At 70.2% G+C, this 13,647-nt stretch carries 14 protein-coding genes and 1 pseudogene; 9 read left to right on the top strand and 6 right to left on the bottom strand.

The features are described from left to right. The first annotated feature begins 1 nt into the window (after position 1). The 7 genes from SL003B_RS02130 to phnN all read left to right on the top strand — a co-directional run bounded on the left by SL003B_RS02130 (position 2) and on the right by phnN (position 6,193). The gene (locus SL003B_RS02130; protein WP_013651185.1) at positions 2–1,120 is read left to right on the top strand and encodes a carbon-phosphorus lyase complex subunit; all 1,119 of its coding nucleotides are present in this window, start codon (positions 2–4) and stop codon (positions 1,118–1,120) included. Continuing rightward, positions 1,117–2,058, top strand: a complete 942-nt coding sequence (locus SL003B_RS02125; RefSeq protein WP_013651184.1) for an alpha-D-ribose 1-methylphosphonate 5-phosphate C-P-lyase PhnJ — start codon at positions 1,117–1,119, stop codon at positions 2,056–2,058. The genes SL003B_RS02130 and SL003B_RS02125 overlap by 4 nt, the downstream gene beginning before the upstream one ends. Further along, positions 2,055–2,867 (top strand): phosphonate C-P lyase system protein PhnK, encoded by an 813-nt coding sequence (phnK, locus tag SL003B_RS02120; RefSeq protein ID WP_013651183.1) that lies wholly within the window; start codon positions 2,055–2,057, stop codon positions 2,865–2,867. Before SL003B_RS02125 ends, phnK begins: the two co-directional genes overlap by 4 nt. Positions 2,868–2,876: 9 nt before the next feature. Further along, positions 2,877–3,581 carry a phosphonate C-P lyase system protein PhnL gene (gene phnL / locus SL003B_RS02115; protein ID WP_013651182.1) on the top strand — a complete coding sequence of 235 codons (705 nt, stop codon included), beginning with the start codon at positions 2,877–2,879 and terminating at the stop codon, positions 3,579–3,581. A gap of 111 nt (positions 3,582–3,692) precedes the next feature. Beyond that, on the top strand, positions 3,693–4,412 hold the full coding sequence (locus SL003B_RS02110; protein ID WP_013651181.1) for a DUF1045 domain-containing protein: 720 nt from the start codon (positions 3,693–3,695) through the stop codon (positions 4,410–4,412). 10 nt (positions 4,413–4,422) lie between these two features. After that, positions 4,423–5,565, top strand: a complete 1,143-nt coding sequence (locus SL003B_RS02105) for an alpha-D-ribose 1-methylphosphonate 5-triphosphate diphosphatase (RefSeq protein ID WP_013651180.1) — start codon at positions 4,423–4,425, stop codon at positions 5,563–5,565. 34 nt (positions 5,566–5,599) lie between these two features. Beyond that, positions 5,600–6,193, top strand: coding sequence for a phosphonate metabolism protein/1,5-bisphosphokinase (PRPP-forming) PhnN (gene phnN, locus SL003B_RS02100; RefSeq protein ID WP_013651179.1), 594 nt, complete (start codon positions 5,600–5,602; stop codon positions 6,191–6,193). 23 nt (positions 6,194–6,216) lie between these two features. Here the strand turns inward: phnN and SL003B_RS23060 are convergent, their stop codons facing one another. Next, a complete protein-coding gene (locus tag SL003B_RS23060) occupies positions 6,217–7,356 on the bottom strand; it encodes an AsmA-like C-terminal region-containing protein (RefSeq protein ID WP_013651178.1) in 1,140 nt (379 codons plus the stop codon). 5 nt (positions 7,357–7,361) lie between these two features. Between SL003B_RS23060 and SL003B_RS23490 the strand changes: the two genes are divergently transcribed. Both SL003B_RS23490 and SL003B_RS23485 read left to right on the top strand, forming a co-directional pair. Beyond that, positions 7,362–8,180: a hypothetical protein gene (locus tag SL003B_RS23490; RefSeq protein ID WP_158306618.1), complete on the top strand. Its 819-nt coding sequence runs from the start codon at positions 7,362–7,364 to the stop codon at positions 8,178–8,180. A 24-nt stretch (positions 8,181–8,204) separates the two neighbouring features. Continuing rightward, a complete protein-coding gene (locus SL003B_RS23485) occupies positions 8,205–8,519 on the top strand; it encodes a hypothetical protein (RefSeq protein ID WP_041375321.1) in 315 nt (104 codons plus the stop codon). A gap of 251 nt (positions 8,520–8,770) precedes the next feature. On the opposite strand, the pseudogene SL003B_RS24085 reads toward SL003B_RS23485, so the two are convergent. The 5 genes and pseudogenes from SL003B_RS24085 to urtB all read right to left on the bottom strand — a co-directional run. Then, a pseudogene (locus tag SL003B_RS24085) lies at positions 8,771–9,088 on the bottom strand (AsmA family protein); the annotation flags it as partial. Positions 9,089–9,181: 93 nt separating this feature from the next. Continuing rightward, positions 9,182–9,883, bottom strand: coding sequence for an urea ABC transporter ATP-binding subunit UrtE (gene urtE, locus SL003B_RS02075; RefSeq protein WP_013651176.1), 702 nt, complete (start codon positions 9,881–9,883; stop codon positions 9,182–9,184). A 5-nt stretch (positions 9,884–9,888) separates the two neighbouring features. Then, positions 9,889–10,635: an urea ABC transporter ATP-binding protein UrtD gene (urtD, locus tag SL003B_RS02070; RefSeq protein WP_013651175.1), complete on the bottom strand. Its 747-nt coding sequence runs from the start codon at positions 10,633–10,635 to the stop codon at positions 9,889–9,891. Between the two features lie 3 nt (positions 10,636–10,638). Further along, positions 10,639–11,877, bottom strand: a complete 1,239-nt coding sequence (urtC, locus tag SL003B_RS02065) for an urea ABC transporter permease subunit UrtC (RefSeq protein WP_013651174.1) — start codon at positions 11,875–11,877, stop codon at positions 10,639–10,641. After that, on the bottom strand, positions 11,877–13,508 hold the full coding sequence (gene urtB / locus SL003B_RS02060; RefSeq protein WP_013651173.1) for an urea ABC transporter permease subunit UrtB: 1,632 nt from the start codon (positions 13,506–13,508) through the stop codon (positions 11,877–11,879). Before urtB ends, urtC begins: the two co-directional genes overlap by 1 nt. Positions 13,509–13,647: the final 139 nt, after the last annotated feature.

The raw sequence follows: 13,647 nt of genomic DNA, 5'->3' as shown, positions 1-13,647 counted from the left end.
CATGTATGTTGCCGTCAAGGGCGGGGAAAAGGCGATCCGCAACGCCCATCGCCTGCTCGCGCACCGGCGCCGCGGCGACCGAAGCGTGCCGACGCTGACGCTCGACCAGATCGCCGGCCAACTCGCCATCGCCGTTTCCCGGGTCATGGGCGAAGGCTCGCTCTACGACGAGACGCTAGCCGCCCTGGCGATCCGCCAGGCGCGCGGCGACCTGATCGAGGCCATCTTCCTGCTGCGCGCCTACCGCACGACCCTGCCGCGCTTCGGTTACAGCCAGCCTGTCGATACCGCCCGCATGCTGGTCGAGCGACGCATCTCGGCGACCTTCAAGGACCTGCCCGGCGGTCAGTTGCTCGGCCCGACCTTCGACTACACGCATCGGCTGCTCGATTTCGTCGAAGCCGCCGATGCTGACCTTCCCGAGCCGGTCCGCGCCGAGACGCACGACGAGCGGATGCCGCGCGTCACCGACCTGCTCGGCGACGAGGGGCTGATGGAACCGGACGCCCCGTGTGCCGCGGACGGCGCCGTCGGCGACCTGACCCGCGAGCCGCTGGCCTTTCCGGCCGACCGCGACCTGCGCCTGCAGAACCTCGCCCGCGGCGACGAGGGCTTCCTGCTGGCGCTGGCCTATTCGACTCAGCGCGGCTACGGCCGCACCCACCCCTTTGCCGGCGAGATCCGCTACGGCGCGGTCGAGGTCGAGTTCTTCGCCGAGGAACTCGGCTTTGCCGTCACCCTCGGCCGCATCAAGGTCACAGAGTGCCAGATGGTCAACCAGTTCAAGGGTTCGGCCAAGGCACCGCCACAGTTCACGCGCGGCTACGGTCTCGTCTTCGGCCAGCTCGAGCGCAAGGCCATGTCCATGGCGCTGGTCGACCGTTCGCTGCGCGCCGGAGAACTGGGCGAGGACCGGGTCGCGCCGGCGCAGGACGAGGAATTCGTCCTGTCGCATTCCGACAACGTCCAGGCGACCGGCTTCGTCGAACACCTCAAGCTGCCGCATTACGTCGATTTCCAGGCCGAACTCGACCTCGTCCGGCGCATGCGCGACGAATGGCAGCGCCGCCGCGCGGCCGACGCCGCCGAGGCCGCAACCCGCAAGGAGGCCGCCGAATGACCACCCCGCTCCCCGCTCCCGATGCTGCAGACTACAACTTCGCCTATCTCGACGAACAGACCAAGCGCATGATTCGACGGGCGATTTTGAAGGCGATTGCGATTCCCGGCTACCAGGTGCCGTTCGCCTCGCGCGAGATGCCGATGCCCTACGGCTGGGGCACGGGCGGCGTCCAGGTGACCGCCGCCGTGCTTGGCCGAGACGATGTCCTCAAGGTCATCGACCAGGGTTCCGACGACACCACCAACGCGGTCGCGATCCGCGGCTTCTTCGAGAAGACGGCCCGGGTCAGGACCACGACCGTGACCGCCGAGGCGAGCGTGATCCAGACCCGACACCGGATTCCCGAGCGGGAACTGACGGAGGATCAGATCCTCGTCTTCCAGGTGCCTATTCCCGAGCCGCTGCGCTTCCTGGAGCCGCGCGAGACTGAGACCCGCAAGATGCATGCCCTTGAAGAATATGGGCTCATGCACGTGAAGCTGTACGAGGACATCGCCCGCCACGGCCATATCGCGACGACTTATGCCTATCCGGTCAAGGTCGAGGGACGCTATGTCATGGACCCCTCGCCGACGCCGAAGTTCGACAACCCGAAGCTCGACAACATGAAGGCGCTGCAGCTCTACGGCGCCGGCCGCGAGAAGCGCATCTATGCCGTGCCGCCCTATACCCGGGTCGTCAGTCTTGACTTCGAGGACTATCCTTTCGAGGTGCAACGCTTTGAAAAACCTTGCGCCTTGTGCGGCGCGGAGGGTGTCTACCTGGACGAGGTCGTGCTCGACGACCGCGGCGGACGCATGTTCGTCTGCTCAGACAGCGACCATTGCGAGGAGCGCCGCGCGGCCGGCCACCGCGGCGAGATGGCGGCCGATCCGGCCTTTGCGAACGAGTCCGAGAATCCTCCCACTTCCGTCCTGAAGGAGTCCGGAGAATGACCGACCACCCGATCGCCCGCCCGCTCGCCTCCCTGTCCGACGAGCCTCTGCTGCGCGCCAGCGGCGTCACCCGCTTCTACGGCGACCGCATCGGCTGCCGGAACGTCTCCTTCGAGCTGTGGCCCGGCGAGGTGCTCGCCATCGTCGGCGAGAGCGGCTCAGGCAAGACCACCCTGCTCAACTGCCTGGCGACCCGCCTGGCGCCGACCGCCGGCGTCGTCGAGTACCGCATGCGCGACGGCGCCATGCGCGACCTCTATCAGCTGACCGAGGCCGAACGCCGGCTGCTGATGCGCACCGACTGGGGTTTCGTGCACCAGAACGCCGCCGACGGCCTGCGCATGACGGTCTCGGCCGGCGCCAACGTCGGCGAGCGGCTGATGGCCGTCGGCGCGCGCCACTACGGCGACATCCGCGCCAGGGCCTCCGACTGGCTGGAGCGCGTCGAGATCGAGACCGGGCGCATCGACGACGACCCGCGCGCCTTCTCCGGCGGCATGCGCCAGCGGCTGCAGATCGCCCGCAACCTGGTTACCCATCCGCGCCTGGTGTTCATGGACGAGCCGACCGGCGGGCTGGACGTGTCGGTGCAGGCGCGCCTGCTCGACCTGCTGCGCGGGCTGGTCGCCGACCTCGGCCTCTCGGTGGTGATCGTCACCCACGACCTCGCGGTCGCCCGGCTGCTGTCGCACCGCATGATGGTCATGCGCCACGGCGAGGTGATCGAGACCGGCCTGACCGACCAGGTCCTCGACGACCCGCAGGCGCCCTACACCCAGCTTCTCGTCTCGTCCATCCTGCAGGTCTGAGGAACTCCCATGCGCACCCGCCTGTGTCTCAACGACGTTGCCAAGAACTTCACGATGCACCTGCAGGACGGCATCCGTATCCCGGTCGTCGCCGGCGTCGACTTCGCCGTCGAGGCCGGCGAATGCGTCGTCCTCGGCGGTCCGTCCGGCGCCGGCAAGAGCTCGATCCTGAAGATGATCTACGGCAACTACCGCTGCGAGCGCGGCCAGATCCTGGTCACCGAGGGCGAGACCATCGTCAACGTCGCCAGGGCTGAGCCGCGCCGGATCCTGCAGCTGCGCAAGTCGACGATCGGCTATGTCAGCCAGTTCCTGCGCGTCATCCCGCGCGTGCCGGCGGTCGCCGTGGTCGCCGAACCGCTCGTCGCCCAGGGCACGCCGGAGGACGCAGCCCTCGCCATAGCGCGCGACCTGCTCGCCCGGCTGAACGTGCCCGAGGCGCTGTGGCGCCTGCCGCCGGCGACCTTCTCCGGCGGCGAGCAGCAGCGCGTCAACATCGCGCGCGGCTTCATCGCGCACTACCCGCTGCTGCTTCTGGACGAGCCGACCGCCTCGCTCGACGCCGCCAACCGCGCCGTGGTGGTGGATCTGGTCAGGGAGAAGAAGCGCGCCGGCGTCGCCATGCTCGGTATCCTGCACGACACTGACGTGCGCGAGCGCATCGCCGACCGCATCGTCGACGTCACAGCCTTCTCGGCGGCCGCGGCGGCCTGAACGCAGCCTGAGCGCGGCGGACGACGTCGCCGCTGTCACAGGAAAGACACTTCCCGCGCTTACTTCGGACACCTGTCCGGTGATTCTGCCTCGACCCGTCCGACCCAGACCATGCGCTACGCCCTCTACTACACCGCCCCGCACGATGACGGCCTGACCCGGTCCGGCGCCGCCTGGCTCGGCCGCGACGCCGTTTCGGGCGTAGCCCTGCCCCTGCCGCCGATCCACGGCCTGACCGCCGACCGCGTCGCGGAACTGACCGCCGAGCCGCGCCGCTACGGCTTCCACGCCACGCTGAAACCGCCGTTTGCGCTGGCCGAAGGCAGCACGGAGGCACAGTTGCGGCAGGCCTTCGCATCCTTTGCCGCCCGCACGGCGCCGTTCGAGATCCCCGGCCTCGCCGTCTCCCGGCTCGGCAGCTTCCTGGCCTTGACGCCCGTCGCCTCCGCGCCGGCGCTGGACGCGCTGGCGGCCGGCTGCGTGCGCGCCTTCGAACCGTTCCGCGCACCGCTTTCGGACGCCGACATCGCCCGTCGCCGCGCCTCGGGCCTGAGCCCGCGCCAGGACGATTACCTGCGTGCCTGGGGATACCCTTACGTGTTCGAGGACTTCCGCTTCCACATGACCCTGAGCGGCCGGCTCGAAGACCCCGGCGAGGCGGCTGTGCTCCACGTCGCCGCCGACCGCCATTTTGCCGCCCTGACTGGCCGACCGAGGACGATCGACAGTCTCGGCCTGTTCGTCGAACCCGAGCGCGGCGCACCGTTCCGGGTCCTCGAAATCCTGTCCCTGACCGGCAGCGCCGACGCGCCGGTTGACTCCAATGCCTGAAGGACCATCAATGAGCGACCTGTCCTCCGTCTTCCGGAATGCCCGCCTGGTGCTTCCCGACGCCGTCGTGGACGGCAGCCTCTCGGTCCGCAACGGGCGCATCGAGACCATCGCCGAAGGACCCTCCGCCCTCGGCCACGACTGCGAGGGCGACTACCTGTTGCCCGGTCTGGTCGAGTTGCATACCGACCACCTGGAGACCCACTATGCGCCGCGGCCGCGCGTGCGCTGGAACCCGGTCTCCTCAGTCCAGGCCCACGACGCCCAGATCGCCTGTTCGGGCATCACCACCGTGTTCGACGCCCTGCGCATCGGCATGGACGAGGACGCCGACCTCAAGGCCGACGACATGCGCGCCCTGGCCGACGCAATCGAGACCAGCCAGCGCGAGAACCGGCTGCGCGCCGACCATTACATCCACCTGCGCTGCGAGGTGTCGGCGCCCGACGTCATGGACGGCTACGAGGTGTTCGCCGACGACGATCGCGTGCGGCTGATCTCGCTGATGGACCATACGCCCGGCCAGCGCCAGTTCGTCTCGCTGGACGCCTACAAGGTCTATTACCAGTCGAAGAAGGGCTTTTCCGACGAGGAGATGGCCGCCTTCATCGCCAAGCGCCGGGCCCGTGCCGACGACATCGCGCCGCGCCACCGCAGGCTGCTGGCGGATGCCGCCCGCGCACGCGGCATCATCGTCGCCAGCCACGACGACGCCACCGAGGCCCATGTCGACGAGGCCATCGCGCTCGATACCCGCATCGCCGAGTTCCCGACCACGATCGAGGCCGCCCGCGCCTCGCACGCCGCCGGCATGGGCGTGCTGATGGGCGGACCGAACGTGGTGCGCGGCGGCTCGCATTCGGGCAACGTCTCCGCCCGCGAACTCGCCGAGGCCGGCGTCCTCGATATCCTGTCTTCGGACTACGTTCCCGTGTCGCTGATCCAGGCCGCGTTCCAGCTCGCCGAGGAGATCGAGACGGTCTCCCTGCCGCAAGCGGTCGCCATGGTCACCAGCACGCCCGCCGCCCTGGTCGGCCTGACCGACCGCGGGCAGATCGCCGACGGCCGGCGCGCCGACCTCGTCCAGGTCCGCCTCGTCGGCAACGTGCCGATCATCCGCGGCGTCTGGCGCGAAGGCCGGCGCGTGGCGTAAGCCCGACATCCTCGAAAAGGGGCCCAGGAAAGCCATGACCGACAGCGCGACAGATCATCGGCGGGTGCCAGCCGCGGACGGACGGATCGGTCCGGGCCGGCTGGTGCTCGTCGTCGGCCCGAGCGGCGCCGGCAAGGACACGCTGATGACCGCGCTGCGCGCGCATCTCGCCGGCGATCCGCGTTACATGTTCGCCCGCCGGCTCATCACCCGCACGCCCGACGCTGCCGCCGAGGACCACGACACCCTGTCGTCCGAGGACTTCGAGCGCCTGGTCGCCGCCGGCGACGTCGGCCTCGCCTGGCGCGCGCATGGGCTCGGCTACGTCCTGCCGCGGACCATCGACGCGACGATCCTGGCCGGCGGCACCGTGATCGCCAACGGCTCGCGCGGCGTGCTGTCGCAGGCCTTCACCAAATACGCCGACGTGCGCGTGCTGCTGGTCACCGCGCCGCGGTCGGTGCTGGCCGAACGCCTCGCCGCCCGCGGCCGCGAGAGCCGCGAGGAGATCGAACGCCGGCTCGACCGCGCAGATCTCGACCTTCCCGACGTGCCCCATGTGGCGCGCGTGGACAACACCGGCACGATCGCCGACGGCGTCGCCCGCATGATCGCCGCGCTCGACTGAACAGGCGGCGGCTCCTGCCGGCCTCAGTCCTTCTTCTTGCCGAGGCCGAAGGAGCCAAGCAGTCCCTGCGGCAGGCCGAAGCCTTCCTCTACCGCCTTCAACACGTCCTGGTCGTTGACCTCGCCCTCGAGCACCTTCTGCACGTCGATCTGCGTCCTGCCGCCGGTCGCCTGCTCGATCGCCTTGCCGGCGGCGGTGGCGAGCGCCTCGTCCGGCTTGGCCTTGAGGATCTTGACGAGATCGCCGCCGATCGCCTCCAGCTTCCTGTAGGCCGCTTCGGGGTTGTCCAGGATGCCCTCGATGTCGGGATAGATCGCCGGGTTCGCCCACGACCCCCGGATCACGATCGGCACGCCGAGCCCGGCGAGGTCGCGCGTCTCGCCCTTCTTGCGCGGGGCCGGCGCCTGGCCTTCGAGCGTCGGCACCACTTCCGGCTCGACGCGCCAGTCGAGCGTGCGCGCCGGCATGTCGGTGGTGCCGCGCCCACTCATGCGCACCAGCGGCCCGGCGAGCGCCAGGTCGGTGGTCTCGGCGATGCCGTTGCGGATGCGGAACGAAGCGCCGAGCGAGCTGAAGTCGGTCTTTTCCACCTCGACGCTGTGCCAGCCGAGCAGCGTCTCGATCGACAGGCCGCGCACCATCTTCGGGATGTTGATGCCGCGGATCGCGCCGTCGGCGAAGTCGAGCCGCGCCGTGCCGTCGAGCGCGCCGATCATCTGCGCCTGCGAGGCGCCGGCCGTGGTCAGGTCGAGGTCCGCAGCGGCGACACCTTCCAGCCACTTGAAGTCCGCCGCATCGGTCAGGAACGGATGGGCGTCGAGGCCCGACAAGCGGAAACCGGCCTTGACCGCCGGCACCGCGCCGGCCGCATCGATCTCGACGCTGCCGCTGCCCGAGCCGCCGTAGAGCGCCATGCGGGAGAGATCCGCCTTCAGCACGCCGCCGGCGAGGGTCACCGCGAGCGCGCTGTCGCCGACCTGGATGCGGTCCCAGCGGGCCGTCCGGGCGGTCAGCGACAGGTCCGCGTTGATCGTCTTGAGGCCCGACAGGTCGATGGGATCGGTGCTCCAGCCCGCGCCGCCGACCCCGCCCCGGGCCGGCCCGCCGCCACCCGCGCCGCCGGCCGCCGGCCCAGAGCCGCCGCCGAGATAGGGGTCGAGCACCAGGGGTGTCGAGCGCCAGACGCGCGCTCAGCGCGGGCACCGCGCCGAGGGCCAGCCGGCCCTCGCCCCTGCCCTTGATGCCGTCGAGCGAAAACGTGGTGTCGCTGAAGGCGAAGGCACCGGTCTCCGCCGAGAAGACGCCGGATGCCGAGAAGGCCTTCAGCCCGTCGCCGGGCGGCAGCGGCCGGCCGAGCCAGGCGAGCAGGCCGCGCAGGTCCGCCGTCTCCACCGTCACGCCACCGTCGAGCGTCCCGGCGGTGTCGGCGCGGCCGTCGAAGCCGACGGCGACGCGCGTCCCCGACAGGCGCACCATCACCGGTGCGGCCAGTCCGGCGAGCATCGGCGCGGGCGTGGCGCTGCCGGCGACGGCGAACCGCTCGCCGCGCCAGGCCAGCCGGCCGTCGAGCGCAACCGGCTTGTCCAGACTGTCGAACGTCAGCGCGAGGTCGAGGTCTTCGATCCGGTCCGCTGCCGGATCGCCGCCGATCGCCGCCGCAAGCCCGAGACCGGCGACCGACCCACCGGTAAGCGCGACGCGCCCCGAAAGCGTCAGCGAGGCAAGCAGCGCCGGCGCATCCGTGCCGCTGGCCGCGAAGGACACGTCGCCGCCGAGCGTGCCCGACGCCGGCAGCGGTCGGCTGGCCAGCGCCAGCAGGTCCTCCAACCGGCCGCCCGTCGACGCGAGGCGCCCCGTCAGCCGCGGCCGCTCGCCGGCGAGGTCCGCCTTCGCCTCGCCGGTCAGCACGAGGCCGCCGAGGCGCGCGTCGAGAGCGGACACTGTGACCGCCGTCTCGTCTGCCGCGATTCGCGCCGACAGCACGTAAGCGCCGGGATCCCTAGGCAGCGCCATGCCGGCCAGCGCCGCCAGCGAAGCCAGCGACGCCCCCTCGCCGGAGACCGCGAGGTCGGCGCGCGCCGGTATGGCCGCCGCCGTGCCCGAAACGATCAACTTCTCCGTGCCGCTTCCGATCTCGGCCTCGATCCGGCCGGCCTCGCCGCGGGCGAGCGCCAGCGGGCTGTCGAGGCGCGCGACCAGCGCGACCGGCACGCCACGCCAGGAAAAATCGCCCTCCAGCCGGGCGGCGGCGTCGAGCGCGGGCACGGACAGGCGGGCTTTGAGCGCTGTGACTTCATGGCGGACGCCGCCGGCGCGGTCGGCGTAGACCACCCGGCCGTCGACTATGCGCAGGTCGTCGACGCCGATCCGGGTCAACACGGCGAGGTTGCGCGGGACAGCGGCGCCGGCAGGGTCGCGCGCCAAGTCGCGCTCTGGCGCCGGAGCCGGCCGTACAGGCGCGGCGGCAGCATCGAACTGGTCGAAGACGCTGTCGATGCGCGCCAGCGGCCGGCGCGGCGCCCAGCTGGTGCGCCCGGCGCCATCAGTTTCGAGCAGGATCTCCGGGCCTTCCAGGGTCAGGCCGGTGACCCGCACGGCGCCGCCGAACAGCGCGTCCCAGGCGAGCGAGAAATCGACGCGGCGCGCCCTGGCGAATTCCACGCCGTCCGCCCCTGCCTCGCCGGACAGGCCGACGTCCTGCGTTTCCAGGCGGAAGTCGGGCAGCAGGGCGATCGACACCGGCCCGTCGAGACGCAGCCGCCAGCCGGTCGCCGCCTCGACCTCTTCGACCACGCGCGCCTTGATCGCGTCCCTGGGCAGCAGGAGCGGCACGACGAAGGCCGTCGTGGCGACGACGAGCGCGATGGCGCCCAGTCCGACCAGCAGTCGCTTCATCCTGTCCTCCGCGGCTCGAATCGACCCCAGTTTAGGACAAAGCGTGTCAACACCGTGACCCGGAAATGACCCTGCGTGCGACGCCGGCGCGGCTCAGACGGTCAGGTGGCGGCGTATCTCGACCTCGGCGGCGGCCATGTCCGCGCGCTCGCCGGTCATCACCACCTCGCCGCGGTCCATCACGGCGAAGCGGTCGGCGAGGTCGCGGGCGAACTCGAAATACTGCTCGACCAGCACGATCGCCATGGTGCCCTGGTCGCGCAGCCACTCGATCGCCCGGCCGATGTCCTTGATGATCGACGGCTGGATGCCTTCCGTCGGCTCGTCGAGGACGAGCAGCTTCGGGCGGGTGACAAGCGCGCGGGCGATGGCCAGTTGCTGCTGCTGCCCGCCGGACAGGTCGCCGCCGCGCCGGCCGAGCATGTCCTTCAGCACCGGGAACAGCTCGAACACGGCCTCGGGCACGAAGCGGTCCCGACGTGCGACCGGCGCGTAGCCGGTCTCCAGGTTCTCCCTCACGCTCAGCAGCGGGAAGATCTCGCGCCCCTGCGGCACCACGGCGATGCCGCGCCGGGCGCGCGCGTGCGGCGCCAGCCGCGACACGTCCTCGCCGTTCCAGACGATCCGGCCGCGGCTGACCGGATGCTGGCCGACGATGGCGCGCAGGGTCGAGGTCTTGCCGACGCCGTTGCGGCCCATCAGGCAGGTCACTTTGCCGGTCTCGGCCGTCAGCGACACGCCCTTCAGCGCCTGCGCGGCGCCGTAGTGCAGATCGATTTCCTCAACGCTCAGCATGATTTTCACCGTCCCAGATAGACCTCGACCACGCGCTCGTCGGCCGAGACGTGGTCGAGCGAGCCTTCGGCGAGCACGGCCCCCTCGTGCAGCACGGTGACCTTGACGCCGAGCGCGCGCACGAAGGTCATGTCGTGCTCGACGACCACGACCGAATGGGTCCTGTTGATGTCCTTCAGCAGGTCCGCCGTCTCCGCCGTCTCGGCGTCGGTCATGCCGGCGGCCGGCTCGTCGACCAGGAGCAGCTTAGGGTCCTGGGCGAGCAGCATGCCGATCTCCAGCCACTGCTTCTGGCCGTGGCTGAGGTTCGCGGCCAGGTCGTCGCGCCGGGCCGACAGCCGGATCAGCGCCAGCAGGTCCTCGATCCGCGCCCGTTCGGCGCGCGACACTACATGGAACAGGGTCGAGAACGGTCCGCGCGGGCCCTTGAGCGCCAGTTCCAGGTTATCCCACACGGTGTGGCTCTCGAACACCGTCGGCTTCTGGAACTTGCGGCCGATGCCGAGTTCGGCGATGTCGGCCTCGTCGCGGGCGGTCAGGTCGATCTCGCCGCCGAAATAGACCTCGCCGGCGTCGGGCCGGGTCTTGCCGGTGATGACGTCCATCATGGTCGTCTTGCCGGCCCCGTTCGGTCCGATGATGGCACGCATCTCGCCGGGTGCGATCACCAGCGACAGGCCGTTGAGGGCGCGGAAGCCGTCGAAGGACACCGAGACGCCGTCGAGATAGAGCAGGCTGGACTGGCGGGCCATGGCTTACTCCGCGGGCTGGGGTTCGGCCCCGGCGGGGACCTTGACCGGCGTCGGGCCGGCCGGCTTCGGCGCGGCGGTCGCCGCGGGGCTGTTCGGCGGCAGCGACGGCGGCTCGTCCGCACCGGCTTCCGCAGCGGCCGAGGCCCTGCGCTGGCGCAGCGCGCTCCAGCCCTGGCCGAGCGTGCCGACGATGCCTCTGGGCAGGAACAGCGTGACCACCACGAACAGCCCACCGAGCGCGAACAGCCAGACGTCCGGCAGCGCGGCGGTGAACCAGGTCTTGCCGAAATTGACCGCCACGGCGCCGATCACCGGCCCGACCAGCGTGCCGCGCCCGCCGACGGCGACCCAGATGACGGCCTCGATGGAATTGGCCGGGGCGAATTCGCCCGGGTTGATGATGCCGACCTGCGGCACGTAGAGCGCGCCGGCAAGGCCGGCCATCATCGCCGACAGGGTCCACACGAACAGCTTGTAGTGTTCGACCCGGTAGCCGAGGAAGCGGGCGCGGCTTTCCGCGTCGCGCACCGCGACCAGCACCTTGCCAAGCTTGGAACGCGTCACCGCCCTGCAGACCAGGAAGCAGAGCATCAGCGCGATGCCGGAGGCGGCAAACAGGCCGGCGCGGGTCGTGTCGGCCTGGATGCTGAAGCCGAGGATGTCCTTGAAGTCGGTCAGGCCGTTGTTGCCGCCGAAGCCCATGTCGTTGCGGAAGAAGGCGAGCAGCAGGGCGTAGGTCAGCGCCTGGGTGATGATCGACAGATAGACGCCGGTGACGCGGGATCGGAACGCGAACCAGCCAAACACGAAGGCGAGCACACCCGGCACGACCAGCACCATGAGCGCGGCGAACCAGAACATGTCGAAGCCGTGCCAGTACCAGGGCAGTTCCTTCCAGTTCAGGAACACCATGAAGTCGGGCAGGAGCGGATCGCCGTACACCCCGCGGCTGCCGATCTGGCGCATCAGGTACATGCCCATGGCGTAGCCGCCGAGCGCGAAGAAGGCGCCGTGGCCGAGCGAGAGGATGCCGCAGTAGCCCCAGACCAGGTCGACCGACAGCGCCAGCAGCGCATAGGTCAGGTACTTGCCCATCAGCGTGACCGCATAGGTCGGCACGTGGAACGGGCTCGACGGCGGCACCAGCAGGTTGAGCGCCGGCACGGCGATCGTGATCGCCAGCAGGACGGCGAGGAACAGGCCCGCCCGCCTGTCCAGGGCACGGAACAGGAATGAGGTCATCATGCTTCCACTGCCCGGCCCTTGAGGGCGAACAGCCCGCGCGGACGCTTCTGGATGAACAGGATGATGAAGACGAGCACCAGGATCTTGCCGAGCACGGCGCCGGCATAGGGCTCGAGGAACTTGTTCACCACCCCGAGCGTTATGGCGCCGACCAGCGTGCCCCACAGGTTGCCGACGCCGCCGAACACCACGACCATGAAGCTGTCGATGATGTAGCCCTGGCCGAGGTTGGGCGAGACGTTGTCGATCTGGGACAGCGCCACGCCGGCAATGCCTGCAATGCCGGAGCCGAGGCCGAAGGTGAAGGCGTCGATCCACGGCGTGCGGATGCCCATGGACGCCGCCATGCGCCGGTTCTGCGTCACCGCCCGCATGGAGAGGCCGAAGGACGTCTTCTTCAGCACCAGGATCAGCCCGGCGAACACCACCAGCGCGAAGACGACGATCCACATCCGGTTGTAGGTGATGGTCAGCTGGCCGATATCGAAGGCCCCCGACATGAAGGAAGGGTTGCCGACCTCGCGGTTGGTCGGCCCGAACAGCGACCGCACCGCCTGTTGCAGGATCAGCGACAGGCCCCAGGTGGCGAGCAGCGTCTCCAGCGGCCGGCCGTAGAGAAAGCGGATGATGCCGCGCTCGATGCCGATGCCGACCGCGCCGGCGACCAGGAAGGCCAGCGGCAGGGCGATGAGCAGCGAATAGTCGAACAAGCCCGGCGCCGAGCCGCGGATGACCTCCTGGACCACGAAGGTGACATAGGCGCCGATCATCACCATCTCGCCGTGCGCCATGTTGATCACGCCCATGACGCCGAAGGTGATGGCGAGGCCGATGGCAGCGAGCAACAGCACCGAGCCGAGCGACAGCCCGTACCAGACGTTCTGCGCCGCGTCCCACATGACCAGCGACTTGTTGATGCGCGTCACCGCCGTGTCGGCCGCATCGCGCAACGCTCCCTCCGCCGAGGCGGACAGGCCGATCAGCAGCGACAGCGCGTCGCGGTCGCCGCGCGCCGCCAGCACGTCGACGGCAGCGCGCTTCTCGTCCTCGGCCCGGTCGGAGGCCAGCACCGCGGCCGCCCGCGCCTGCTCCATCAGCCGGCGCACGCCGGCGTCGGTCTCCGCGGCGATGGCCTCGTCCAGCGCCTCGACCGCCTCCGCATCGCGGGCCTTGAACACCGCCTCGGCCGCCTGCCGGCGCACCGCCGGATCCTTCGCCATCAGCGTCAGGGCGCCGAGTGCGGAGCGGATAACCCGGCGCAGGCTGTTGTTGACCTTGATCTTGGCGAGGTCCCGGCTTGCCGCCTCGCCCAGCGCCGCGCCGCTCAGCGGGTCGGTAAGCGCCATATCCCGGGCCATGTCCCTGCCGGCCTTGACGGCGATGACGACGGCACCGTCGGACTTGCGCTCGTAGAGATTGCCCTCGGCCAGCGCCTCGAGCGCCGGCGCCACCGCCGGGTTGCCGGTCGCCGCCAGCGCGCCGACCTGGGCCTCCGTCTCCTTGAAGCCGCCCCTGGCGAGCGCGTCGATCAGCGGGCGCAGGCCCGCAAGGTCGCCCTGGGCCTGCACGGGAGCGAGCGCAGGAAGGAGACTTCCAAGAATGAAAATCAAGGTTCTGAGAAGCGGCATGGCTTGCTTCCGGTTCCGTGGGGCCCTCGTCAAGCCGATTTCAAACCGGCACCCCATCCGGAGAAAAAGGCTGTTCCCTTGTTGTCGTCCCGGATCGCGTTCCGCTCGTCCGGGACGACAAGTGGGAAAGAGGAGGCGG

Origin of the sequence: Polymorphum gilvum SL003B-26A1, assembly GCF_000192745.1 — a bacterium.
GTDB lineage: Bacteria > Pseudomonadota > Alphaproteobacteria > Rhizobiales > Stappiaceae > Polymorphum > Polymorphum gilvum.
The sequence above is the reverse complement of the archived record's forward strand: the minus strand, read 5'-3'. Positions and strand labels throughout refer to the sequence as shown.